Source organism: Pseudomonas sp. PDM31 (assembly GCF_019218965.1).
Classification (GTDB): domain Bacteria; phylum Pseudomonadota; class Gammaproteobacteria; order Pseudomonadales; family Pseudomonadaceae; genus Aquipseudomonas.
In genome coordinates, this window is sequence record NZ_JAHUWS010000001.1 from 49,722 (window position 1) to 74,461 (window position 24,740).

The 24,740-nt window shown below is 60.5% G+C and carries 17 protein-coding genes and 1 riboswitch; of the genes, 5 read left to right on the plus strand and 12 right to left on the minus strand.

Going from position 1 to position 24,740, the window contains the following annotated elements; genetic code table 11:
* Window positions 1-113 precede the first annotated feature (113 nt).
* The gene (locus KW839_RS00185) at window positions 114-1,451 is read right to left on the minus strand and encodes an MFS transporter (protein WP_218422995.1); all 1,338 of its coding nucleotides are present in this window, start codon (window positions 1,449-1,451) and stop codon (window positions 114-116) included.
* A gap of 336 nt (window positions 1,452-1,787) precedes the next feature.
* Here KW839_RS00185 and KW839_RS00190 point away from each other — a divergent pair, with 336 nt between their 5' ends.
* The 3 genes from KW839_RS00190 to KW839_RS00200 are packed head-to-tail and all read left to right on the plus strand — an operon-like array spanning window position 1,788 to window position 3,690.
* The gene (locus tag KW839_RS00190; protein ID WP_060542069.1) at window positions 1,788-2,438 is read left to right on the plus strand and encodes a hypothetical protein; all 651 of its coding nucleotides are present in this window, start codon (window positions 1,788-1,790) and stop codon (window positions 2,436-2,438) included.
* Complete coding sequence (locus KW839_RS00195) at window positions 2,438-2,869, plus strand: phage holin family protein (protein WP_060542070.1); 432 nt, start codon at window positions 2,438-2,440, stop codon at window positions 2,867-2,869. The genes KW839_RS00190 and KW839_RS00195 overlap by 1 nt, the downstream gene beginning before the upstream one ends.
* Window positions 2,866-3,690, plus strand: coding sequence for a DUF3618 domain-containing protein (locus KW839_RS00200; protein ID WP_060542071.1), 825 nt, complete (start codon window positions 2,866-2,868; stop codon window positions 3,688-3,690). The genes KW839_RS00195 and KW839_RS00200 overlap by 4 nt, the downstream gene beginning before the upstream one ends.
* A 74-nt stretch (window positions 3,691-3,764) precedes the next feature.
* Here the strand turns inward: KW839_RS00200 and KW839_RS00205 are convergent, their stop codons facing one another.
* The 10 genes from KW839_RS00205 to KW839_RS00250 form a co-directional block, all read right to left on the minus strand.
* Entirely contained in the window at window positions 3,765-4,961 is a 1,197-nt protein-coding gene (locus KW839_RS00205; protein WP_218422996.1) for a GAF domain-containing sensor histidine kinase, read from the minus strand.
* A gap of 85 nt (window positions 4,962-5,046) precedes the next feature.
* A complete protein-coding gene (locus KW839_RS00210) occupies window positions 5,047-5,772 on the minus strand; it encodes a Crp/Fnr family transcriptional regulator (protein ID WP_060542073.1) in 726 nt (241 codons plus the stop codon).
* Between the two features lie 74 nt (window positions 5,773-5,846).
* The gene (locus tag KW839_RS00215; RefSeq protein WP_218422997.1) at window positions 5,847-14,501 is read right to left on the minus strand and encodes a glycoside hydrolase family 94 protein; all 8,655 of its coding nucleotides are present in this window, start codon (window positions 14,499-14,501) and stop codon (window positions 5,847-5,849) included.
* Between the two features lie 319 nt (window positions 14,502-14,820).
* The gene (locus KW839_RS00220; protein ID WP_060542075.1) at window positions 14,821-15,429 is read right to left on the minus strand and encodes a trimeric intracellular cation channel family protein; all 609 of its coding nucleotides are present in this window, start codon (window positions 15,427-15,429) and stop codon (window positions 14,821-14,823) included.
* A gap of 140 nt (window positions 15,430-15,569) precedes the next feature.
* Window positions 15,570-16,361, minus strand: a complete 792-nt coding sequence (locus KW839_RS00225) for an ABC transporter ATP-binding protein (protein WP_218422998.1) — start codon at window positions 16,359-16,361, stop codon at window positions 15,570-15,572.
* Window positions 16,358-17,362, minus strand: a complete 1,005-nt coding sequence (locus KW839_RS00230; protein WP_177336978.1) for an iron ABC transporter permease — start codon at window positions 17,360-17,362, stop codon at window positions 16,358-16,360. Before KW839_RS00230 ends, KW839_RS00225 begins: the two co-directional genes overlap by 4 nt.
* An 8-nt stretch (window positions 17,363-17,370) precedes the next feature.
* Window positions 17,371-18,378 carry an ABC transporter substrate-binding protein gene (locus tag KW839_RS00235; RefSeq protein ID WP_218422999.1) on the minus strand — a complete coding sequence of 336 codons (1,008 nt, stop codon included), beginning with the start codon at window positions 18,376-18,378 and terminating at the stop codon, window positions 17,371-17,373.
* Window positions 18,379-18,519: 141 nt separating this feature from the next.
* Window positions 18,520-18,715, minus strand: a riboswitch (cobalamin riboswitch).
* A gap of 32 nt (window positions 18,716-18,747) precedes the next feature.
* A complete protein-coding gene (locus KW839_RS00240) occupies window positions 18,748-19,920 on the minus strand; it encodes a DUF1624 domain-containing protein (protein WP_218423000.1) in 1,173 nt (390 codons plus the stop codon).
* Between the two features lie 182 nt (window positions 19,921-20,102).
* Complete coding sequence (locus tag KW839_RS00245) at window positions 20,103-21,089, minus strand: class I SAM-dependent methyltransferase (RefSeq protein ID WP_218423001.1); 987 nt, start codon at window positions 21,087-21,089, stop codon at window positions 20,103-20,105.
* Window positions 21,089-22,438, minus strand: a complete 1,350-nt coding sequence (locus KW839_RS00250) for an iron-containing redox enzyme family protein (RefSeq protein WP_218423002.1) — start codon at window positions 22,436-22,438, stop codon at window positions 21,089-21,091. Before KW839_RS00250 ends, KW839_RS00245 begins: the two co-directional genes overlap by 1 nt.
* Before the next feature lie 220 nt (window positions 22,439-22,658).
* Between KW839_RS00250 and KW839_RS00255 the strand changes: the two genes are divergently transcribed.
* Both KW839_RS00255 and KW839_RS00260 read left to right on the plus strand, forming a co-directional pair.
* Window positions 22,659-23,846 (plus strand): NnrS family protein, encoded by a 1,188-nt coding sequence (locus tag KW839_RS00255; RefSeq protein WP_218423003.1) that lies wholly within the window; start codon window positions 22,659-22,661, stop codon window positions 23,844-23,846.
* A gap of 10 nt (window positions 23,847-23,856) precedes the next feature.
* On the plus strand, window positions 23,857-24,297 hold the full coding sequence (locus KW839_RS00260; RefSeq protein WP_218423004.1) for a CopD family copper resistance protein: 441 nt from the start codon (window positions 23,857-23,859) through the stop codon (window positions 24,295-24,297).
* Window positions 24,298-24,419: 122 nt separating this feature from the next.
* On the opposite strand, the gene KW839_RS00265 is transcribed toward KW839_RS00260, so the two are convergent.
* On the minus strand, window positions 24,420-24,734 hold the full coding sequence (locus tag KW839_RS00265; RefSeq protein ID WP_060542084.1) for a hypothetical protein: 315 nt from the start codon (window positions 24,732-24,734) through the stop codon (window positions 24,420-24,422).
* Between the last annotated feature and the right edge of the window lie 6 nt (window positions 24,735-24,740).

A 24,740-nucleotide genomic window follows, 5' to 3' on the forward strand; every position in this document is an offset into this window, starting at 1 on the left:
AGCGCTGCTTTGAACATGGATCGAGCCCGGATTCACCCGGGCTGATCGCTGCTATCTGATCAGGGGTTGGTGGCAAAGGGGCAGGGTCAGTGCCGTCCCCTTTTTGGCGCCTTTCAGGCCGTGGCGCTGACGCCTGCTCCTTTGTTCCGGGGCGCAATGTCATGCAGGGAAATCCGCGAAGTCTCGGGTAGCGCCAAGCCACCCGCCAGCGCCAGCAATGCCACCGCGATCAGATAGAACGCCGGTGACAGGTTGCTGCCGGTGGTGCTGATCAGCCACGTCGCCACCAGCGGGGCGGTACCGCCGAAGAGGGTGTAGGCCATGTTGTAGGTAATTGCCGAGGCGGTGTATCGGGTTCGGGTCGGGAAGGTTTCCGAAAGCAAGGCCGCAGTGACCACGCCACATAACACCGCGCCAATCGCCAGGAGCATGACGCCGACGATGGACGCGGCGAACGAGCCGGAACTGGCCATCAGGAACGATGGATACACCACCACGATCAGCAGGACGCAAGCGGTCACCACTGTCATTCGCCGACCGACCCGGTCCGAATACAACCCGGCGAGGGGGCAGATCGCCGCGGCGAACAGCAACGCAATCAGTGACACCAGCAACGCCGTTGCACGAGTGAGGCCACCGGCGACTTGCAGGTAGGTCGCGAAGTAGGTGGTGAACATATAGAACGACAGGGCCGTCAATGACACGAAGGCGCCCAGGCAGCAGATCGCCGCGCCATGGTTGCGCAGGGTTTCCTTGAGGGGGGAGTGCGCGACCGCATGGTCCTGGGTTACCGCCTGGAATGCCGGGGTCTCATCGAGTTTCCAGCGCAGGTAGAGTCCAACCAGGCCCAGCGGCGCGGCAACCAGGAACGGCAGGCGCCAGCCCCAGCTGCCCATCGCTTCGGCCGACAATGACGCCTCGAGTGCGTAGGCCACCACCGCTGCTGCGGCAAACGCGGAAAATGTCGACACAGGGATGAAGCTGCCGTACCAGGCGCGTTTATCACTTGGTGCATGTTCCATGAGGTAGGCACAGGCACCGGCGTATTCCCCGCCTGCGGAAAAGCCCTGGGCACAACGGATCAGCGATAGCAGCACCGGCGCCATGACCCCGATCGCGGCGTAGGTGGGCAGAAGACCGATCAAGGTCGTCGCCGCGGCCATCAGCAGAATCGTGATGGCCAGGGTGCGCTTGCGGCCGATCCGGTCGCCCAGCATGCCGAAGAAAATCCCGCCAAGGGGCCGAAACGCAAAGGCCACGGCAAACACCGCGAAGGTCTTGAGCAAGGCGGCGCTGGCATCGCCGCTGGGGAAAAATTGCTGGGCGATGGTCGTGGCCAGAAAACCATAGACGGCGAAGTCGAACCACTCGACAAAATTGCCGATGCCGGCAGCCACAATCACTTTCCTCAGCGTTTTTGCACTGACTTGTTCGGTAGCTGCATTCGTCATGGTGGACCCCGGCATTCCGTTAGTAAGCTTTCGATTATCCGGTCACAAGCCCAGGCGGTTTACCTCAAAAGTGTCATCGGCATAGTCAGGACCGACTTGCGGCTGTTGAATCTGGTGTCCAGCGTCCTCTGTCAATGACTTAAAAGATCGCCGCCTCCCGCAGGGAGTCGCCTAAACGTGTCGGAGCTGCTGAAGGCTGCGATCTTTAAAAGTGCACTCATCATTCCATTGGAACTCCCCATAACGCCGCTCCGTCATCTGCATTGAGGGGGGGCTGCGGCTGTTTCGTGGCGATCCCTGATAACGCTTTTTTTCATTCAGAAGGCGAGGGGCGACATGAACACTACAGACAGCGGCACCGATAGCCAGCCAGATAAACCTGATTCAGGAGGGCCAGAGCAAGGCTTTGAACACTTGAAGGAAAACGTCACAGAAGCATTGGGCGGCGCCCGGCAGCAGGCGGATGCGCAGTTCGGCCAATATCGCGATACCGCCGCCGACCAGATCGAGGCGCTGGCCCAGGGGGCGAAGTCTTTCGTTTCGGAACTGGAGGACAAGGACGCCCTTGGCATGTCCGACTACCTCGCGGACATGGCCGAATCCATGAGCGGGCTGGCCGGCAATCTGCGAGGCAAAAGTGCCGAACAGTTGCTCCATGACGGCGCCGACCTGGCCCGCAACAACCCTGCGTTGTTCATTGCCGGCAGCATTGCCCTGGGCTTTGGCCTGTCGCGCTTTCTCAAGGCCGGTGCCGCCCCCGCGGCGACATTTGCCGATTCCAGGGATCCGGCCGCAGACCATTCAATGCCTGCGTCAGGTGGTTTTGGAGCGCAGCGGCCCTACGAATCGCCCCTACCATCACACGCGGGTCAAGGCCCTGGCCTGGCCACTGGCATTACGCCGGCCGCGCCCAACGAGCAAGACCACACTTCGGACTTTGCTACTCGCCCGACCCCTGGTTCGACAAATTTCAATGGAGCACTGTGATGAACAGAGAAGATCCGGATTTCCCTGGCGCAAGACCGATGCCCGTACCTGATCCTGACGTTTCGGTCGTCGGCCTGCTACGGCAGTTGGCCCGCGAAGTGCCCGCGCTGTTCACCAAGGAACTGGCGCTGGCCAAAGCCGAGCTACAGACCAGCCTGACAACGCTCAAGGCAGGCATTGCCGGGGTCGCGAGCGGTGCGATTGTGCTGCTGGCAGGCTTCATCATCCTGTTGATGTCCGCCGTCTATGGGCTGAGCATCGTGATGGCGCCGTGGCTGGCTGCGCTGATTGTTGGCGTCGTGGTGATGATCGTCGGGTTCGCCATGCTCCAGGCTGGAAAAAAACAGTTCGAGCCGTCCCATTTAAAGCCTGACCGGACGCTGGACGCCTTGAACAAAGACCAGGAAGCGCTGCGCAGGAGAGTCTCATGAACAGTGAATTCGAATACGAGTCGCAGAAAAGTCCAGAGGCCATCGAGCGCGATATCGATGCGCAGCGGGAAAGCATCGGCAACATTGTCGACGCACTGGAAAGCAAGTTCACCCCGGGCCAGGCCTTCGATCAGGCGTTGTCTTTCATGCAGAACAACGGGACGACTTTCCTGAGCAACCTGGGCACCAGCGTGCGCAATAATCCCGTTCCAGCCGTGCTCACATCGGTTGGTTTGCTGTGGCTGATGATGAGCCAGAACCGTGCGCCGACGCCGCGCCTGACTTACCCCGTGACGCCGGATAAGAACAAGGCCGGAGAGTGGGCCGATGGCTTGGCGGAGGGTATCGACAGTGCGCGAGACCATTTGCACCAGACTGCCGACACGCTCAAAGAGGGTTATCAGAGCGTGAAAGACAAGGCGGCGAACCTGGGAGACAACCTCGGCGCGGCCAGCGACAACATCAGCCACGCCATGCACGACGCCAGCGACCGTTTGGTGCACAGCACGCAGGTAGTGGGTGATCAGTTGGGCCGTTTGCTCAAGGAACAACCGCTGATGGTCGCCGCTGCGGGTATTGCACTGGGCGCCATGCTCGGCGCGGCATTACCGTCGACGGCGACGGAGCAACGCTACATGGGCAAGACCAGCGCCGGCTTGGCCGACAAGGTCAAACAGCAGGCGCGGGAGGGGTTTGAGGCGGTGCGCGATACCGTCACCAAAACGACGGATCACCCGGATGCACAGAACAAGCCGCAACAGGCTCAAGCCGAAACCAGCAGTGGTCCCGCCGATCTGTCCAGAGGTTTGGGTACTTCGTAAGGGGTAGCAGGATTAGCGGGAAGTCTGAACCGGCTTCCCGCTATTTTTTTCCGCTGAGCGTACAGGGCAGACACTCATCTGATCCATTTGAACGCAGCCGGGAATCTTGCGACGAAACAAGTTCCTGTCTCCCGCGTCGAGGAGACATTCAAGCTGCCGTTGTGCGCCGTGGCAATCTGTGAAGCGATATAAAGCCCCAATCCCAGACCTTCACCGCGTTGACCCGCTTCGGAGCGGGTAAAGGGTTCGAACAGCAGCGGCATCAGCTGTGCTGGAATCGGAGCGCCCTGATTGGTCACCGATATGACGATTTCATCACCTTCGGCATAGGCCCGCACGTTGATGGGCGCGGTCGGGGAGCCATGGGTGACCGCATTGCCCAGGAGGTTGGAAAGCAACTGGCTCAAACGCAACGAGTCGCAATAGATGCCGGGCGGTATGTCCAGAAAGTGGATCAGGGTCGCCTGGGGGTGTGAAGCCTGTATTTCGTCCAGGGTCAGTTTCAGCGTGCCCCCCAGATCATCGGTCAACTGGCGTCTGACCGGGATCCCGCCCCCCATTCTTCCCCGGGCAAAATCCAGCACGTTTTCTATCAAGACACCCATTCGCGTCGAGCTATTGCGGATCGCAGCGATCAGGTTCAGTGATCGCACCTCGGTAGTTTTCGTTTCCAGCAGGTCGGCGCTCAGCCGAATCGCGCTCAAGGGCGTGCGCAGGTCATGCCCCAATACGGCGATGAACTGCTCACGCAGCCGTCCATGTTCAGTGGCATCGACCAGCGCGGCTTTGGTTGTCTCCAGACGGCTTTGCGTATCAAGACTCATGGCGATCAGTTGGGCGAAAAGTGTCAGTGTTTTGGCAATGGCGGGCTCGTCGAGATTGGCCGGTACCGAATCGATGGCACACAAGGTCCCGAAAAAATCGCCATTGGCCCTGATGATAGGGATGGAGATATAGCTCTCCAAACCGTAAGTTCTCGGGGTGTGATGCAGCGAAAAAACCGGGTGTGCACTGGCGTGACCGAAGATGACCGGTTTTCTGTGCTGGCGGATTTCATGGCAGATGGTCGATTCGAGGACCAGTTCGCCGCCAGGCTTCAAACCGAAATCGATTGAATCATCAACGGCGCAGGCGACCCAGCTTCTGTTGGTAACCCTGGCGACAGCGGCAAAACGCATCCCGGTCAGATGCTTGACCATGCTCAAGATGACGGGCACGGCATCAATGCTGCGGATGGCGTGGACGTCAGGGGAAAAGTCTGGGCCGGTCATGGTCTGAATGTTCGATAGGGAGGTCGGCCAGAGCCTATCTTTAAACTCGGTACTTGGCCAATGGTGCGGCCGGACACCAGCATCATCATTCGTCCTGCCGCCGGGTGTAATGCAACAAACGATCGGTTTCGGTCTTGACCACCAGGTAGCACTCGCAGCTGAGCCGCTCCAGGCGCACTCTGTCCAGTACGGTGATCTGCCCGCGGCTGTACTCGATGACGCCTTGGCGCTGCAGTTTACCAGCCGCTTCGGTAACGCCTTCGCGACGCACGCCGAGCATGTTGGCAATCAGCTCCTGGGTCATGTTCAGGCGATTGCCGGGCAGACGATCCAGGGACAACAACAGCCATCGGCACAATTGCTGGTCGATCGAGTGATGGCGATTGCACAGGGCGGTCTGGGACATCTGCGTGATCAGCGCCTGGGTGTAGCGCAGCATCAGCAGGAGCAGATCGCCATGGCGGTTGAACTCTTTCTTGAGTTTTTGCCCGGGCAGGCGAAATGCGCTGCCGGCACTTTGCACCACCGCCCGGCTGGAGGTGCTTTCGCCGCCCATGAACAGGGCGATGCCGATCAAGCCCTCGTTGCCGACCACGGCGATTTCCGCTGACGAGCCGTTTTCCGTGACGTGCAGCAGGGAAACGATAGCGTCGGTCGGGAAGTAAACATGGCGCAAGGTATCCCCCGGTTCATACAGCACATCGCCCAGCACCAGGCTGACTTGCTCCAGGTGCGGCATCAGGCGCTTGAGGTCGAAGGCCGGGAGCGCCGCAAGCAGATGATTGTGGTTTGGCTGGGGTGAGGCATACATGGCAAAGCACCGTGGCGGTAGGGGACGTACCGACTCAGGGTACTCCCATGCGCGCCCGGGCTGGTGATCGATGTCTACTGATCGACGGCTTGCTCGTAGGCCAGCGCTAGGGGCTGGGGGGAGCGAGCGCGGCAGTCTACCCGCAGCCAATGCTCCAGGCCGTCGTCATCCAGGGTCAGCGCGTTGCCGCCGACTGGCTGGCCGTCGATGGTCATGGTGGTGACGGTTGCACTGCCCTGACGCACATCAAAGTGGTAGAGGGCCTTGCCATAGCGGTAGTGCAGCATGAAACCCGGCCAGTCCGCCGGTATCAGCGGTTCGATTTTCAGTGTTCGGCCGCTGCGCTGTACGCCCAGCAATGACTCGACAATCAACCGGTACATCCAGCCGGCGGAGCCGGTGTACCAGGTCCAGCCACCGCGCCCGGCATGGGGCGCGGTGCCGTAGACATCGGCGGCCATCACGTAGGGTTCGACCTTGTAGGTGTCGATTCGAACGTTGTTGGCAGGAACTGCGGGGTTGATCAGGTTCAGCAGCTCCCAGGCCTTGCCCGCTTCACCCAGTTGCGCATACGCCATGCCCGCCCACACGGCAGCGTGGGTGTACTGCCCGCCATTCTCGCGCACGCCGGGCACGTAGCCCTTGATATAACCAGGGTCCAGAGTGCCCTTGTCGAACGGCGGATCGAGCAGCAGCACGGCGCGGATGTCGCGCTTGATCAGATGCTCATCCAGTGACTGCATGGCCTGGATCTGGCGGTGCGCAGCGCCGGCCCCTGACAGCACCGACCAGCTTTGCGCAATCGAGTCGATGCGACACTCTTCATTGCTGGCCGAGCCGAGCAATTGCCCGTCATCGAACCAGGCACGGCGATACCAGGCGCCGTCCCAGGCGCTTTGCTCGAGGTTGCTTTGCAGGGTGCGCGCGCTCTCGCTGCAGCGTTTGGCAAAGTCGTCATCCCCGTGCAAACGGGCAGTCACGGCAAACTGCTCCAGCACCTGATAGCTGAAAAAGCCCAGCCAGACACTTTCCCCGGCACCCAGATGGCCGACTCGATTCATGCCATCGTTCCAGTCACCGGAGCCCATCAGCGGCAAGCCGTGCTTGCCGCGACGCAAGCCGTGTTCGATGGCCCGCACGCAGTGTCGATACAGGGACTCGTGCAGCGGCGAGGTGCCCGGAAGGTCATAGTAGGATTCTTCAGCAGCAGCCAGCAGGCGTCCTTCCAGGTAGCCGACGGACTCGTCCAGCACGGCCACGTCTGCGGTCACTTCCACGTAGCGATTGGTGGCGGCTACCAGCCACAGGAAGTCATCGGAACAGCCAGTGCGTACCCCTCGATTCATAGGCGGGTGCCACCAGTGCTGCACGTCACCTTCGGCATACTGATGACCGGCGCACAGCAACAGATGCGCGCGCACGGCAGCCGGATCGGCGTGGATCATTGCCATGCTGTCTTGTAACTGGTCGCGAAAACCAATGGCACCACCCGATTGGTAGTAGCCGCTGCGGGCCTGGAAGCGGCAGGCGATGACCTGATACATCAACCAGCCGTTGACCATGACGTCGACCGCGGGCGCTGCCGATTCGATACGAATGACGCCAAGCAGCGAGCGCCAGTGGTCGCGAACTTTCTGCAACTCCGTGGCGGCCGCCAGGCTGCCCCGATAGCGCTGCACCCGTTGGGTGGTGGCGTTGCCGGAGTCGGCCGCGCCCAGGCGCAGGATAACTTCCTGGCTGGCGCCATCGACGAGGTCGACCGCCACCTGCAGGGCGGCACAAGGGTCCAACCCACCGCCCATGCGCCCGGACAACCCGGCGTGCCGCATCGCCGCCGGCGCGGCCAGGGTGCCGCCGCGGCCAATGAATTCGGTACGGTCGGCGCTGACGCCGTGATTCACCGTGTCGGTGTCGAAGAACGCGACCCGCTCGCAAAACTCCACCGAGTAGGCGTTGCGGGCGAAGAGGGCGCCGCTGACCGGATCCGATTGAGTGACCACATGCATGGCCGACTTGCCGCGCAGATCGCCCAGCACCCATTCCACATACCCGGTCACCGACAGTTTGCGGCTGCGCCCCGAGCGGTTGCTCAACAACAACCGCGAGAATTTGATCGGCGCATCCAGCGCCACGTAGATCCACAGTTCGCTGTAAATGCCGTCTTCTTCATGTTCGAACACGCTGTAGCCGAAACCGTGACGAGTCTGGTATGGGCCTTTTCCGGGGCAGGGCTGGGGTGCCGCCGACCAGAAATGCCCGGTCTCTTCATCCCGCAGGTAAATGGCTTCGCCGCTGCGATCGGTGACCGGGTCGTTATGCCAGGGGCTCAGGCGAAACTCATGGGCGTTTTCCGCCCAGGTGTAGGCACTGCCGGCCTCCGATACCACGGTACCGAGATGGGCATTGGCGATCACGTTGACCCAGGGCGCCGGTGGCGGGTGGTCGGCCAGCCCGCTGATGATGTATTCATTGCCATCAGCGCTGAAGCCGCCATAGGTATTTTCCAGCAGCAGCGCCGAAGGCTTGGGCTGTGGTGAAAGCGGCCCGGCTTTATACGGCCGGGTCGCCACAAACGGCGCGTGCACCGGCGACACATTGCGCCTGTGAACCTGTTCGGCGAGGCTGCCCGAACCTTCGCTGAGCACTAGCCTTGCGACCGAGAGCACCAGCACGCGATCCTCATTCGACATCTGTTGCACCGGCCGCACAAAAATGCCACCCGGACGGTCCAGCAGGGTGGCTTCACTGCCGGAGGTGATCAGGCCCATGATCGCGTCCTGCAGTTGCTGGCGATAGCCGGCCTGATCTTCGTTCCAGATCAGCAGATCGACCACCAGGCCTTTTTGTCGCCAGTAGGCGTGGGCCTGAATCATCTGCTGCGCCAGGGCGATGTTGTCCAGGCTGTGGATCCGCAGCAACACGATGGGCAAGTCGCCGGAGATGGCCTGGCCCCAGAGCCCTGTCTGATTGCGCCGATTGCTCATCAGCACCGTGTTGTCGGTGCGCATCGAGGCGTTGGCATATAGCAGGGACGAAGCCATCTGTTCGAATAGGCGGGCGTCGGATAACGAAGCGTTGAGCTGACGCAGCAGCACCTGGCTATGGGTCCAGGACAGGTCGAACACCCGGTCGGCGAGGTGGCGGTCGCGGTATTTGTTGATCAAATAAAGGCAACCATCACGGGTGTCGGCGACACCGGTGACCAGGTCAATGGTGGCCTGTTGGCCAGGTTGCAGGGTAATCCTGCAGCGAATCGCGACTATCGGATCCAGCACCGGGCCAGCACTGCCTGACAACATGTGGCAATCGCCATTGAGGGCTGCGGGCGATACCAGGCTGCGTCCACGGCCGATGAATCGGGCACGATCGGTTTCGTAGGAGATCGCATCGATATCCACCCCGTGTGCGGCCAGCAAATGGCACATCCACGGCGTCGCTTCATCGCTGGCCCGGGGGCGGCGACTGCAGATAATGGCTTGAAGCTCAGGCAGCAGTTCGGTTTGCACGAACAGCTTGCTGAATGCCGGGTGCATCGCGTCGTTGCCCGGGGGCGTCAGCACGACTTCGGCATAGGTAGTGACCTCCAACGTCTTGGCCACTGACGCGCGATTGGTCACATGCAAGCGCCGCAGTTCCATGTCGTCTTCAGGCGAGACAACAACTTCCAGGTGGGTGTCGAAATCCAGATTGCGCGCGCGAAATTCGGCGCGCGAATCACTGAAGATCGCCTCGTGGCTTTCGGTTTGCTGCAAGGTTGGTTGAAAAGCCGCGGACCAAAGCGTATTGGTCTGGACGTCGCGCAGGTAACAGAACGTCCCCCAGTTGTCCTGTGAGATGTCCTCCTGCCAACGGGTGACGGCCATGTCGTGGCGGCGGCTGTAGCCTCCGCCGCCACTGGTCAGCATGACGTGGTAGCGACCATTGGAGAGCAATTGCACGGCCGGACGTTTGCGTCCCGGATCGACGAACACCCTCAGGCCGTTTTCCTCGCTCTGGCCCTCGCCTGCATTGACGGGCGCCGGTGATTGCGCGGTCTGCAGGTACGGCGCAGCAGACTTGGGCACCCGTTCCTGCAACAGCAACAGGGCTGATTGCAACGCCGGGTTGGCCTCGAATCGCCGTTGCATGGGTTGATCGAGCAGTCGGCTGGTCAACGCCAGCAGGCTCATGCCCTGGTGGTGAGCCATGAACGAGCGGACCACGGCGAGGGTCTGACCGCGGGGCACGCGGGCCTCGGTGTAGTCCACCGCTTCATACAGACCGAATCGGCCTGCAGAACCTTGCCCGGCAAGGCGCTGCAGGTTCTTGCAGGCCGCCTCGGCATCGACCATCAACGCCAGAACGCTGGCATAGGGCGCAATCACCACGTCATCGCTGAGCCCGCGCTTGAGCCCCAGGGCCTGAACGCCGAAGGCGCGATACTGATAGTTGAAGTGCGCGTCGACGGTGTAGTAACCGGACTCCGAAACGCCCCAGGGAATACCCAGCGTGTTGCCATGTTCGATCTGCACCGCCACGGCGGCCCGGCAAGTCTGGTCGAGCAGGCTGCCCTCGTAGTTGGGCATCACCAGCATGGGCATCAGGTATTCGAACATCGAGCCCGACCAGGACAACAAGGTCGGTACCCCGGCGTTTTCACCCAGCAGCCTGCCCAGGGTGAACCAGGCGCGCTGGGGGATCTGTCCTTGAGCGATGGCGACGAAAATGGGCAGTCGCACCTCGGACGCCAGCAGGTCGTAGTAACCGCTGTCCAGCCGGAGCTCTTCGGCGTTGTAACCGATGACGAACAGGTCGCGCTGTTGATCGTAAAGCAGCGAGTAGTCCATCTGTGCCAACCCGGTCGCCAATACAGCCAGACGCTCCAGTGTCGCCAGACGCGATCCGGCGACACTGCGCACCCGCTCTATTTGCGGGTGGTGTTCGGCTGCCCAGTCGGCGGGGTTCAACGCTGCCAGCTGACGCAACGTCGTCGACGCGGTAGCGGTTAGCGGGGCAGGGAGCTGATAACGCAGCAGTTCTTCTGTCCAGTCATTGCACTGAAGCCTAAACGCCTCGCGCCAGTAAAGGCTTTCCTCGTTGCTGTCCGCTTGCATGTTTGCGACCGCGAGGCGTGCCGTGTGCAGCAGATCGACCAGCATGCCTGGCGTCGCCTCTGGCGAGACAAGATCAAGGCGCTTGCCCAGTTGATTCAAGGCGGGTTGATCCGCACTTGCGCCACCCTGGCACTCGACAAGGATGTCGAGGCTGTCGCGCAGGCCCTTGATCAGTGCAGGGCCGAACAGCGGCGAGTCTGCAAGTTGCGTCAGACCGGTGCTCAAGGTCAGCAGCAGGCCCGCCAGGTTACCGCTGTCGACGGTTGAGACGTAATGCGGTCGCAGCGGCTCCAGGGTCTGGGTGTCGTACCAGTTGTAGAAGTGCTGCCGATGACGCTCCAGGCCGTCCATGCTGTCCAGTGACGCCCCAAGCCGGTTCAGCAGGCGCTCAGTGCTCAAATAGCCGAAGTCGTGAGCGGCCAGGTGGGCGAGCAAGGACATGCCCATGTTGGTCGGGGAGGTGCGATGGGCAATGGCCGGCCTGGGTTGTTCCTGCACGTTGTCTGGGGGCAGCCAATTGTCTTCAGGCCCGACGTATTGATCAAAAAATGCCCATGTCTTGCGCGCCAGTACCCGCAGGAAGCGTAACTCCTGCGCCGACGGCGCGAACACCGACTGCCCGGGGGGTGAGCTGAGTCGCCAGGCGACCCAGGGGCCAACCAGCCACGACAACAGCAGCGGGCTGGCGATGGCCAGCGTCTGCGGGTTGTCCACCAGCAGGGCCAAAGAGGCAAGGGATGACACGGGCCCGATCCACATCTGCCGATAGAGGCCGGACAACCGGTTATCGGTGGTGCGTTCCACCTCGCGCGAGGGTTGCCATTGCAGCAGGCGACGCCGGCTGAAGCCGATCCGCCAGAGCGAGCGCAGTACAGCATCGACGCTGTAGAGCATTTCGAAAGGCAGCCAGGCGAGCGCCAGACACGCCCGGGCCAGGTCCTGCCCCAGATCGCCCAGCAGCGCCCCCAGATATTGTCTGTAGGGGACGTCGGCGGGGGCTCGGAGCAGATCGCTCGCCGCTCGCAGCAAGGGTTGAATCACCAGCAAACCGATGACTGCGACGGTCCAGCCCAGCGGTTCGCTGCTGGCCAGCCAGGCCCATGCAAACATCAGCAACAGCGCCAGCGGTTCCAGGCTGCGGCGCAGATTGTCGAGAATCTTCCAGCGCGCCATGACGCTCAGCCGGTTGCGCACCCGTTTTCCATCGGCGTTGCGCGCCCAGGGCAAGGTCCACGGCAGCAGTTGCCAGTCGCCGCGTATCCAGCGATGCCGGCGTTTTACATCGGCAGCAAAGTGCGAGGGGTATTGCTCGTAGACCTGCACATCGCTGAGCAGGCCGGATCGGGCATAACAGCCTTCGATCAGGTCGTGGCTGAGAATCTGGTTATCCGGCAGGCAACCTTCCAGGGCACAGGTGAAAGCATCCACGTCGTAGATGCCCTTGCCGATGAACGAGCCCTGCTGGAACAGATCCTGGTAAACGTCCGAAACCGCCCGGGTATAGGGATCTACCCCGGCATCGCTGCCGAACAGCCGGGCATAGCTCGAGCGCGTGGCGCTGGTCAGGCTGATACCGACCCGCGGTTGCAACACGGCGTAGCCGCAAATGATCTGCTCGCCGGCACTGTCGAACAACGGACGATTCAACGGGTGCATCATGGCCGCCACGCATTGGCGGGCGACGTCGCGCGGCAGCAGGGTGTCGGTGTCCAGGGTGATGACGTAGCGAACCTGGCGCAATGGCGTGATATCGCCGACGATCGTGTCGAAACGTTCCTGTCCGTTGCCGCGCAACAGGGCGTTGAGCTCGATCAGCTTGCCGCGTTTACGCTCGTGGCCCATCCACACGCGTTCACTGGCGTTCCAGCGCCGTGGCCGATGCAGCAGAAAGAATCGGTCGTTGAGTCCGTCCGCGTACTTCTGGTTGAGCAGGGTGATTGCACGGGAGGCGTGGTTGAGCAAATCGGCGTCCTGCGGCAGGGATTCTTCATTGGCATCGAGAAAATCGCTGAGCAAGGCGAAATACAGGTTGTCGTCGCGGTTGGCGAGAAAACGTACCTCCAGGCCTTCGACCAACTCATCGACATCGGCCAGGCTGGCGATCAGCGTCGGGATTACTACCAGGCTTCGCGCCTCGTCGGGAATGCCGTTGGCGTAATCCATTTTCGGTAGAACTGCCGGCAACAGACTGAAGGTCACCAGCCAGTTGATCAGGCTGACGGCCAGTCGGCTGGTCATGATCAGGCATGGAATGGCCAGCAGCAGGAGCGCTACGTCAGGCAATCCGTCGCGTCGCGCCGAGGCCAGCAGCGGCCAGGCAAACAGCAGCGTCAGCAATGCCACCGGGGCCAGATAAAAAATCAGCGGGGATTGCTGCAACAACCGGTTCCAGCGCTTATGCAGCGGTACCCGGGCGTCGATGCGGCGCTCAAGGGTTGGCAGCCCGGCGCTGATCAGGTAATAGCCGACGTGGCGGGCCAGCAACGGGCAGGGGACCGTGGCGGTCCCGGCTGTGGCGAGATCGATCGCGGCGCGGGCGACCTGGATTTCCGATAATTGGGGGCTGCTTCGGGCCAGGCGTTCAATGACATGCCGGTAGCTGTCACGGGTAGCGAAATCCATGGTCGGGTAAATCGCCGCCGGGTCTTGCGCGAGAATCTGTTCGACATGACTCATCGATTCGACGAACTCGCGCCAGTCGGTGGCGGACAGCAGGCGCAAGCTGCCGATGCTGTTGCCGATGGACACCTGATCCGCGGCCTGTTGCTGCGCATCGAGCTGCACCTGGCGTTCGATGCTCGAACCGGTCTCGCTGAGCATCTGCTCGATCCAGCTCAGCGGCAGGGCCAGGGCTGCGCTCTGACCCTGCAGGCTGCGGGTCAGTTCGGCGACAAAAGCCGGGGTCATCGGCGGTGCGGAGCGGGCCATATCGGCAACGGTCAGCACCACGCTCTTGATATCCCGTTCCGAGGTTTCGATCAGGCGCTCGGCCCAGTCATCGGCGAGGTTTCGATCGTCGGCGTTGGCCATGACCCGCGACGCCACGCGACGCAGGTTTTCGATCAACGCCAGGCGCAACATGATCGGGATCGCCCACAGCTCTCCCAGTGCCAGAGGCATCACCGTCTGGTAGGCATCGATGAAGCGACTGAGGGTTTGCTCATCGACTCGGCCGTCGCCATGGGAAATGGTCTCCAGCGCGATGTCATAGACCCGCGGCAGCCCGGCGGACGGGCCGTTGATCAGGCGTGGCAACTCACGGCTGTAGCCTTTGGGCAGGTGCGTGCGGGCGGTGCGGATGTGGTCTTCGATCAGAAAGTTGTTGTCCAGCAGCCACTCTGCTGCCGGCGTTACCCGTCGGCTGGACATTTGCGCCTGGGTCAGCGCCGTGCAGCTGCGTTTGAGCAGTTGTTCGTTGTCATCGAGTCGACGCAGCATGGCGTCCTTTGCGGACAACGCGCTCAGGCGATGCTGTCCGGCCAGGGCGATACCGTGGCTGGCCATCTGATCGGCGTTAAACAGCTCCGAGCGTAATATCGGCTCGTATTCGAATCGGGGGCGGGACAACTGACCGGTTCGCCAAAATCCGGACGAACGGGGAAACACCTTTTGCATGCGTGTCCATATGCTGTTCATAAGGTCCTGATCCTGGAATGCCTGAATACAATTGCGCGTGTTGCGGCAGGTGCGCCAGTCCATTGCGTGCGCACCGGGCAGCACGTGCTGGACGTACCTTTTGTACCTTGAGTTTGACGATTGGCAGGGGTGTTCGTCTGTTCGCTGGCGAACATAGGCAGGATGAAGGCGACTTGCAGGCCTGGGGCTTATTGCAGGCAAAAAAAAAGGCCCGCGATGGGGGGTGCGGGCCAGGAATCACAAAGGAGTTGGGTTAAGCCTACGCCGGTGAATGTGAAATTATCGTGATGGAATGGCTGGCTGACGATGTTTGGCGGGCCTAGCCTTGGCTGGTGGATAAAATAGCCGGCATTTGCAGTTCTTTGTAAATGGCAAGAAACCTCAAGGAAGAGGTGAATATCAGGGCCAGCCAACCGGCGATCTGGATTGACCCGAATACATCGCGTAACAAGACATACAAAATGCACCCCAGCAGGATCGGCGTGGCGTAGATCTCACGTGACATCAACAACGAGGTTCTGCCGGCCAGCACATCGCGAGCGATGCCTCCTCCGATACTGGTCAGTACACCCATCATCACGGCAAAAGGCGCAGCAAGTTGCAGTCCAAGCACTTTCTCGGTAGCCACTAATCCAAACAGAGCGGCCGCGAATCCATCGAGGTACAACAACAGGCGATAACGTTGCTGGAATCTCTTGGTGAGGAAAAAAGCCAGCAATGCGGCACCGCCGCCGACCCAGATGTAGTTGAAGTCTGCTATCCAGAAAATCGGTTGATCGAGCAATAGATCGCGAATGGTGCCGCCACCAATGGCAGTAATGATGCCCAGTACCACGGCGCCGAATACATCGACCCCCACCTTGTGAATAGCCAGTACCCCGGTAATGGCGAATACCGCGGTGCCCAGCATTTGCTGAAAATACAGCATCCGTCACTCCGTTTTCAGGCTGGCCATCTCGAGAGTGATGGCGGTGTGGGCGTGCGGTTGTGATTGTAGCTGATGGCTGGCCGCCAGCTATTTGCGCTGAAGGGCTTTCGCGGGTCATCACCCTGAGGCGCGGCACCCAGTCACCAAGAGCGAAATCGCAGGATTTTCGCTCCGTCAAACGGGTCAACGAGATAGTGCGCGTGGACTCCGAACGTCTGCAAAAGGCGGTGCGGGGTCAGCACTTCAAGCGGTTTGCCCAAGGCAACGAGGCGTCCACGTTCCAGCACGGCCAGACGATCGCAGGTGAGGGCCTGGTTGAGGTCATGCAGGGCGACCACGGTTGTCACGGGCAATGCGTGAACCAGATTCAAAATCCCTATCTGGTGCTGGATATCCAGGTGATTGGTTGGCTCGTCCAGCAGCAGGATGCGCGGGCACTGAGCCAGGGAACGAGCGATATGCACACGTTGACGCTCTCCGCCAGACAGGCTGCGCCAGGTGCGCGTGGTCAGATGCGCCGCATCCACGTTCCGCAGCGCTTGATGAACGATCTCGGTGTCCTCGGCCGACCACGAGCTCAAGGCAGACAGCCAGGGTGTTCGGCCCAGGGCCACGGCATCAAATACACTGATGGCATCCAGGGTATCGGCCTGTTGCTCAACCAGCGCCAGGGTTCGCGCTATGGTTCGTCGTGACTGTGCCTTGAGGCATTGGCCGTCGAGATGGATGCTTCCCCGGCTTGGCATGCGCACGCCGGCCAGCAGCTTGAGCAGTGTGGATTTTCCCGAACCGTTGGGCCCGATAAGGCCCAGGGTCTCGCCGTGGCGGATGTCCAGGTGGATCTCGTCCAGTAATTCAACGTCGCGAATTTGCAATCCGAGGCCGGAGCAGCTCAATACAGGCTGGTCGATAACGGGCATGGCAGCATTCATCGGGCATTCCTTCGGCCGATCAGGATCAGGGCGAACACCGGCGCTCCGACCAATGCAGTAATCACGCCGACCGGGATAACCTGGCCTTTTATGAGGGTGCGGGAGAGCACATCGGCGGCAATCAGAAACACGGCACCACCCAGCGCGCTGGCCGGTAGCAGGCGTGTATGCCCCGTACCCAGCAACAGCCTTGCGGCGTGGGGGATGACCAGACCGACGAAACCTATGGAGCCGACAATCGACACCATCACCGCAGTCACCAGTGCGGCGCAACTGATCAGCAGAAATTGCACGCGACGTACGGCAATGCCGAGCGAGGCGGCGGAGTCGGTGCCAAAGGTGAAGGCATCCAGCGCGCGACGGTGCCACAGGCAAACGGCCAGACCGGCCATGGCAGCGGGAACGGCCAGCCACACCGAAGGCCAGCGCACACCACTGAGGTTGCCCAGCAACCAGAACATGATGCCGCGTGCCTGTTCGGAGCTGGCCGACTTGGTGATCAAAAATGCAGTCAGCGCATTAAACAGCTGCGAACCGGCTATCCCCGCCAGGATGATCTGACCGGTACTGCCAGGGACACCGCTGGCGCGCCCCAGTAAAACCACGACAGCAAAGGCAGCAACGGCTCCGGCAAACGCCCCGACCGACATCGAAATGGCTCCGGCACCGATACCGAGTAACGCCACCAGAACGGCCCCCGTCGAAGCGCCCGCGGAAATGCCGAGCAGATAGGGATCGGCCAACGGATTGCGCAACAGCGATTGCAGGATCACCCCGCAGGTCGCCAGGCCCGCACCGCAAGCTCCTGCAACCAACGCGCGGGTCAGGCGGTAGTTCCAGACGATGCCTTCGTCGATGGGGTCGAGAACATAGCCGGCATTCCACAGTTTGTTGGCCAGCACCTGGAGTACCACGCCGGGTTCGATGCTTGTTTCACCGATAGCGACACCGGCAACCACGCTTAAAAGCAGGGCCACCAACGCCAGCAGGGTACGAATCAGCGCTGCAGTCATTTTGGCAGGTCGTAGCTGTTGATGGCCATTGCCAGGGATTGCAGCCCATCGAACATTCTCAGGCTGGCCTGCATGGCCATGGCGTCGAGGATGATGATGCGGTTGTTTTTTACCGCGTCCATGTTGCGGGTCACCGGATCGCTGTGCAGGAATGCGAGCTTCTTTTGGTAGTCGTCAGCGGGGAAACGACGGCGATCCATGCGGGCGATGACCAGGAAAGTCGGGTTGGCTTTTGCGATGGTTTCCCAACCGACCGTTGGCCACTCTTCGTCGGACTGCACCACATTGCGCACACCCAGCGTTTTGAGCATGAAGTCTGGAATGCCTTTGTGACCGGCGACATAGGGGTCGATATCCAGACTGGCGCTGGAAAACCACACCAGTGCACTGGTGTGGTTCTTGTCTTGCACTGCGGCAACGGACCTGGCCAGGCTGGCCTTGAGTTGTGCGTTCAACTGTTGGCCACGCGCCTGAACATCGAAAATCCTGGCCAGCTCAGTGATGCTTTTGTAAATGCTTTGCACACGAAACGGCGCCAGGCGAGTGCCGTCGGCACCGACCAGGTTGTCCTTGGATTCGCAATCCGAGGGCATGAGGTAAGTGGCGATTCCCAGTTCGTGAAACTGCTCGCGGGTAGCGACTGCGCCTTGCGGGCCGACCATCCACTCCAGCTCGACAGCGACCAGTTCCGGTCGTTTGCCGATCACCGACTCGAAACTCGGCTCGTTATCCGCCAGGCGTTCGATTTTGTCGTTTTGCCCCTTGTACTTATCCAGCACATCGTTGAACCACAGAGAAGTGCCAGCCAGTTTGTCACCCAGCCCGAGGGCAAAGAGCATTTCGGTGCCGGCCTGGCCGATCGTGACGGTTCGAGCCGGTGCGTGTGGGAAGGTCAGCGTGGCACCGCAGTTCTCGACCGTCAGCGGATATTCAGTAGGCGCGGCACAGACCAGCGAGCAAAAACCCAGGCCAGCGAATAGGGTGACAAAGCGGGGCAACAGCATGATGCATCTCCATTTGAACCGTACACGGAGCAAGGGTGCACGGTCTGGAAACACATCATCGAACGCTGCCAAAAAGCAGGGCAGGGCGATCACCTGAGTGACGCGCGCGCAAGGATGTCCTTCCCGAACACCCCGCCGGTCAGTGATTGTTGCTTGGCCGGCAGGTCTCCTGACTGATGCGTCATCGCATGCTCCAGCCTTCCCGGGGTTCAATCCCAGTGGCAGTTCAGGAGCACGCTCAGCACCTACAGTTGCGGGGGCAGTTCCGTTTGACGCGTTGCACGCATCACGGATTCCCTATTAATCCCATTTGGAAACCGGCGGCGGCATGTTAGTCGATCATGCCGCCCGAGGCGAACCCTCTCTGGATCAGAAGTATTTGAGCCAGCCGATATCACGACGGCGGGCCTTCACGGCGGCAAACCAGCGCACAGGCAGATACAGCGCGGCGGCCAGCAGCACTGCCGTCAGCCACACCGAAAAAATGCTATCGAAACCGAAGTAGTCGCTCTGGTTCAGACCGAACAACGCGACGCTGGTCAGATAGAGCACCTTCAGTACATAAAGGTGCAGCAGGTAGAAGAACATCGGCGCCGCACCAAACACCGCCAAAGCGCTGATCCACTGGCGTTGCCGAGCCCGCTCGAAGCCAAGAAGCAGCAACAGGCCCACCCCGAGTGTCAGCGCAAGGAACAGCAGGGAAGGTGGGTACTTAGTGATGTTGAAGAAGCTCATGAGGGTCTGTGTGGTGGTTTCATGCACCCTCCATTGCGCCTCGCCATACCCGTTGACCAGGCGCAGTGCGACAAAGCCCAAAAGCGCGCCGGCACCCCCCAGCAACAGATGGCGTTGACGCAGGCGGGCAGAGGCTGAATGCGCGAACCAGGGGCCGATGCAATAACCCAGGGCAATGACACCGATCCACGGCAGCACAGGGTAGGAGCTGCGCAGGCGCAGGCCGTCAGAGAACTCGATCCAGCCGCGATCATGCAAAATGGCCCACGGCAGGTGCATGGCTGATCCGACCGGGAAGTGCAGCGGATCGAGCAGGTTGTGCCCGGCGACGATGACCGCACCCACAACCCACAGGATCGGCCGCGGCAGCCAGACCAGCGCAGCAAGGGCAAGCATGCTCACGCCAATCGCCCAGATCACCTGCAGGTAAATTACATGGGGCGGGAACTGGAAGGTCCAGGCGAAATTCACCAGCGTGAACTCCAGCAGAACCAGGAACAGGCCACGCTTGAACAGGAACATCGACACCGCGTTCCGGCCCTGGTGCTTTTCGCCGTACAGGTAAGCGGACAGTCCGGTGAGCAGCACGAACGCCGGTGCACATAAATGGGCGAGGGTGCGGCTGAAAAACAACGTAGGCTCGGTGGTGTCGATGGCCATCGGGTCGGCCACCTGGCGGTGCAGAAAGAACGTCTCGCGTACGTGATCCAGCAGCATGAACAGGATCACCAACCCCCTGAGGGCATCGATGGACATCAGGCGTTGACTGGCGCGGGTGGCGGGTGGGGTTTGATAAAGGGTTGTCATTGAAAGCCGCAGGCAAGGGGGTGGATAGCGCTGCCAGTTAACGGCCGGCAGTCAATATAATGTTATTATATAACATTCAATAATCCGAAGGCGACTCTTTCAAGGGGGGCTGTGCGCTTCCCTTCAACACTCATAAAAGTCAGTGGGAGGACCAAGAAGGGGAGATGCCATACCTGCAAGACCTACTGTCTTTTGGTTACGATAAGCACGACCGCCGCAATTCTCTCGACTTCTCTGTAGATCACCGTCTCCAGTTCCTCTCCAAAGACGTCGGGATCCATCTCCCGATAGCTCCAGGCCAGTCCCGGGCGGTCAACCAGCGGCAGCGCCTGCTCAAGAAACAAATCCACGCCCTCTACACAAGGCGCGCCGGTATACAGAATCACGCTGCCTCCCGGCGTCAGGCGATCGATCGCCTGGGTCAAAATACGCACCGATAACTCCGAACCCAAATGCTCCCCGCCATGTCGGTAGGCGCGACGTTGAGTGTCTTGCATGTATGGTGGGTTGGCGACGATCAGGTCAAAACAGCCTGTTGTTCCTGAAAGGATGTCGCTGTGGCACGCGCAAACATTGTCGACTCCTGCAAGCGATGCATTGACGGCGGTGAATCTCAGGGCCAGGGGATTGATATCCAGTGCCGTGACCTGAGCGTCCGGTCGTGCCCTGGCAATCAGAATGGCACCGACCCCGCTACCGCAACCAATGTCCACTGCCGTCTGGATCGGATGCACGGAAGATTGCAGGAAGCCCTCCACTGCCTGAGCGAAACGATAGGTGTCGGGGCCGAAAAAAACCGAGTCGTGAGCCTGGGTAGGAAAACTGGAATGAACCAGGAGCAAATCGTCGAGGCTCGACCAGCGTACGCCACTCACCCACATGTCAGCCTGGGGGTGCAGGAAGCCACTTTGAAATAGCGCCTGATGCTCTTGCGCCCCAAGCAAACCGGCCTCGAACGGGCGACTCCAGCCGAAGATATCTCTCAGATTGTGCGCCGTGCGGTTTTCCTCTCGTCCATTGACCCGCAGATGAGTCAATGGCGTCACCGTCACGAACCGATATTGCTGTTGCTGTAGACGTTGCCCCAGATGCAACAAGGCCAGATCTTGACTGTGGTGTTCCGATACAGCCGTGTTCGCGCTCGAGTCGCAAAGGTCGGATCGATTCATTATGTCAGTGACCCTTGAGAAAGACGTTGAGAGTAGATTCTGGTAGCGGCCAGACCTTCGGGTGTCGGGTGCGAGTCGGGACCCATCAGCGCAATAAGCTCTTCAACAGACGCCGACAGCAAAGCGGGTGACAACGGGTTTGGCGAAACTCTGCTATCGCGCCGAGGGAACCGGTTGCGAAACGGATTGGCTGCTTCGCCTTGCCAGTCACCTGCAATCCAGTCTTTCAACAGCTGTTTCTCGTAGCCATTGAACACACCGAACATGGCGGCGCCCGGACCCTCGACAAGCTGCCAGAAACGGCTGTCCCGAGGGTCTTGATGGCGCTTGATCCAGCCCCTGTTTTCCAAAGCTGCAAGCAACTGCCGGCTTTGGCCAGGGGTGGCAAGCCACTGGTTGATGGTGCGGCCTTCGAGGCGACAGTAATCTGAATGCATGTGCTGGCCAAAGGTGCTCTTGGTCTCGAGCATGGCGACCAGTTCCTGCTCAAGCTCAAACGAGTGAATGACGTCCGTGGAATTTTTTCCGAGATCATTGAGCAGATAGCCGGCGCGCAGGCGTTCCAGAAATACAGCCTTCGTTTCGTCGTTGGGCAAGAAATTCAAAACCGCTTCCACGGCCTTGAGTGCATGCCCGGAGCTGGCATTGTCGATGGTGACATGCAACGTAAAGTAGTAAGGGTCGATACCCAGTTCGTTGAGTTCGAAAGCCGTGATCAGAAGATGCAAGGGCAGTTGTTCGTAGCCAAGGTTGTAGCCGAGCACTTCAGGCAGGAAATCATCTGACAGCCTTCCCAGTGCCAGTTGTATCGCCCCCTGTAGATAGAGCGCGTCATCGAGCGGGGCGTGCGGCGCACAGTCGTGCTCAGTGAGCAGGTTACGAAAAAGCAGGACGTGATTGAGAGCGGGTTCGCCGTCGCCCAGTTCCTCGAGATAGGTGCGGATCAGACCGCGGTATCTCCAGTCATCGACGTGCTGGGTAGTGCCATATAGCCACGCCCCGTCCACCAGTTTGCTCGGTGCCACATGTTGCAAGAAATACAACGCATGAGCTTTGTTGGTGAAGAATTTCCTGCCTTCCCCAGCGCGTCGACCTTCCAGGTAGGTGCGGTAACGCTCGGCGACGGCCTGGCTGTTGTGTGCAACCCAGCCGGGCAGATCTGCCAGACCAGTTGGCAGGTTGGAAGTGAGACACCTCGCAGCCTGCAATTGATCCTGCAGGTAGCGACGCACAGTCTCCTCTTCGACTTCACCCGGTGTCCGGATCAGCCGGGTATACAGCGAAAAATGGGCGCCCAAGGCTATTGGCGTCTTGGATGAATGCTCGGAATGAATCTGTAAGGACGTCATGGCAGGCCTGCTGACTTTTCTCGGTATGTAAGTCAGAGAGGCCCGGTATTACGAAAATTCAAAAGAGTTGAAAACTTGCCGATGGTCGACAGCAAAATGGTTCATTGCTGGATTGCGGACGCATAAGGCCGAGTTTTGATGTGTGTCATATCGGCTATCAACAATACTGTAAGACTGAAGCGACTTTCGCACCCGCGAAGGCCAGCCTGTTGGAGAGACCATGCAGATTCTCGACAATCGCAAGGCGGTGGGTACGTGGCCATTGCTACGCCTGGGCTTTCGTCCTTTCTTCCTGCTGGGCAGCACGCTGGCTGCCCTGGTGATAGCGTTATGGGTTTTCGCCATGCAAGGCTACAACTTCTGGGGCCCGCCCTTGGGTGGTTGGCTGGCGTGGCATCGGCATGAGCTGATCTTCGGTTTTGCCGGCGCGATCATTTCCGGTTTTTTGCTGACTGCGGTACAGGCATGGACGGGGCGCTCCAGCCTTGGCGGCAAGCCGCTCGGCGTACTGGTGGCGATCTGGTTGGTTGCGCGGCTGGCATGGTGGTCGGGCTCGCCGCAGTTGCTGTTGCTGGCCAACCTGCTGTTCTTTGCCAGCGTGGCATTGATCATGGCGCATTTGCTTTGGGCTGTGCGGCAAACGCGCAACTACCCAATCGTGGCGGTGCTGGCATTGTTGCTGGGCGCCGATGCGCTGACGTTGCTTGGGGTGCTGCAGGCAAACGACGCCTGGCAGCGGCAGGGCACCTGGGCTGCCGTCTGGCTCGCCGCGGCGATGCTGGGATTGATTGGCGGACGGGTGATTCCATTTTTCACCCAGCGTGGTCTCGGACGAGCTTGCGCCGTCGAGCCCTGGGGGTGGCTGGACAATGCTCTGTTGGTTGTCACCGCCTTGGTGGCGACTCTGTTTGCGTTGGGAGTTGCTCTGCAGGCGCATGCGTGGCTGGGTCTGGTTTTTTCCGCCTTGGCCGTCGGCCACGGCATTCGCCTGGTGCGCTGGTTTGATGGCGGCGTGCTGCGGGTTCCCCTGTTGTGGTCACTGCACCTGGCGTATGCCTGGCTGGTGATTGCCTGCATCAGCATGGCGCTCTGGCATTTCGGACTTCACGGCGGTATCAGTCAGGCGCTGCACGCCCTTACGGTCGGCGCTTTGGGCGGCTCGATCCTGGCCATGCTGGCGCGGGTTTCCCTAGGTCATACCGGACGACCGTTGCAGCTGCCACGGGGTTTTACCCTGGCATTCATGCTGCTCAACCTGGGTGGCCTGTTCCGTGTGCTGGCTGTCGGTGTCTGGTATCAGCCCGCGATCTGGTTGGCGGCTATCTGTTGGGTCGGCGCATTTGTCCAGTATCTGTGCTGCTATGCACCCATGCTCTGTCGTGCTCGCGCTGATGGTCAACCCGGCTGATGGAGAAAGTATGAGTTACCTATTGTTGAAGTTCATTCATTTGACGGCGGCGGCTTTCTTCATTGGCGGGGTGTTCTTCGAGGTGATGATCCTCAGTCCCGCAGCCCGCCAGCTGGATTTGGCGCCTCGCGAGCAGTTATCGAAGGCTCTGGGCGCACGGGCACGCCGTGTCATGCATTTGGTCGTGCTGGCGCTGTATGGGGCAGGACTGGGGTTGGCATGGCAGTATCGAGCAGTGCTGCGCGATCCTTTGACCGGCAGTTTCGGCACCTTGCTAGCGCTGAAAATCGGCCTGGCCCTGAGTATTCTGGGCCAATTCGGCTATGTGGTTTATCTGATGCGGACGGGGCAAATGACTGCGCAACGATCACGGCGGATCCACCTCAGCGTGCTGGTGCATATGCTTGGCATCCTGTTTCTGGCCAAGGCGATGGTATTGCTGTCCTGGTGAGGGTTTGCATGCGTGGCGATCGGAGGGCCGACCTGTGCGGCTGACCGAGGGTGGAACCGATCCGCGCCTTATTCGCCGGCAGGGAACAATGATTGCTTGCGCCCGCCCATAGATGAATGCGGTTAGTGCCGCAAGTTGAGATACCAATCGGCATAGGGGGTATTCGAGACCTGGTACCGATTGAAGTCAGGGGATCCGTCGTTCCACCACACCGGCCCGCGCTCACCAAGCGCCACCTTCGCTGTGTGAACGCCAGCTCTGGCTTCTTTCATCTGCTGGACATCGCCAGAGGCTTTCGCTGCCTTTACCTCACGACGAGCTGCCATCAGGTCGTTGACCAGGCGCTGGCGCACATCGTCATTGAGCGATGGATTGGCGCAACGCCACAACTGCCCTTTGACCACGAAGTAGCGACCGTCCGGTGTTGTCGGATTCATATCTTT

Excerpts from the sequence above, each read along its gene's own strand:
- KW839_RS00260 (WP_218423004.1), top strand. The coding sequence starts at position 23,857 with ATGAGTTACCTATTGTTGAAGTTCATTCATTTGACGGCGGCGGCTTTC.
- KW839_RS00250 (WP_218423002.1), bottom strand. The coding sequence starts at position 22,438 with ATGACGTCCTTACAGATTCATTCCGAGCATTCATCCAAGACGCCAATA.
- KW839_RS00210 (WP_060542073.1), bottom strand. The coding sequence starts at position 5,772 with ATGTATGCCTCACCCCAGCCAAACCACAATCATCTGCTTGCGGCGCTC.
- KW839_RS00215 (WP_218422997.1), bottom strand. The coding sequence starts at position 14,501 with ATGAACAGCATATGGACACGCATGCAAAAGGTGTTTCCCCGTTCGTCC.
- KW839_RS00240 (WP_218423000.1), bottom strand. The coding sequence starts at position 19,920 with ATGACAACCCTTTATCAAACCCCACCCGCCACCCGCGCCAGTCAACGC.
- KW839_RS00185 (WP_218422995.1), bottom strand. The coding sequence starts at position 1,451 with ATGACGAATGCAGCTACCGAACAAGTCAGTGCAAAAACGCTGAGGAAA.
- KW839_RS00235 (WP_218422999.1), bottom strand. The coding sequence starts at position 18,378 with ATGCTGTTGCCCCGCTTTGTCACCCTATTCGCTGGCCTGGGTTTTTGC.
- KW839_RS00205 (WP_218422996.1), bottom strand. The coding sequence starts at position 4,961 with ATGACCGGCCCAGACTTTTCCCCTGACGTCCACGCCATCCGCAGCATT.
- KW839_RS00255 (WP_218423003.1), top strand. The coding sequence starts at position 22,659 with ATGCAGATTCTCGACAATCGCAAGGCGGTGGGTACGTGGCCATTGCTA.
- KW839_RS00200 (WP_060542071.1), top strand. The coding sequence starts at position 2,866 with ATGAACAGTGAATTCGAATACGAGTCGCAGAAAAGTCCAGAGGCCATC.
- KW839_RS00195 (WP_060542070.1), top strand. The coding sequence starts at position 2,438 with ATGAACAGAGAAGATCCGGATTTCCCTGGCGCAAGACCGATGCCCGTA.
- KW839_RS00225 (WP_218422998.1), bottom strand. The coding sequence starts at position 16,361 with ATGAATGCTGCCATGCCCGTTATCGACCAGCCTGTATTGAGCTGCTCC.
- KW839_RS00265 (WP_060542084.1), bottom strand. The coding sequence starts at position 24,734 with ATGAATCCGACAACACCGGACGGTCGCTACTTCGTGGTCAAAGGGCAG.
- KW839_RS00190 (WP_060542069.1), top strand. The coding sequence starts at position 1,788 with ATGAACACTACAGACAGCGGCACCGATAGCCAGCCAGATAAACCTGAT.
- KW839_RS00220 (WP_060542075.1), bottom strand. The coding sequence starts at position 15,429 with ATGCTGTATTTTCAGCAAATGCTGGGCACCGCGGTATTCGCCATTACC.
- KW839_RS00245 (WP_218423001.1), bottom strand. The coding sequence starts at position 21,089 with ATGAATCGATCCGACCTTTGCGACTCGAGCGCGAACACGGCTGTATCG.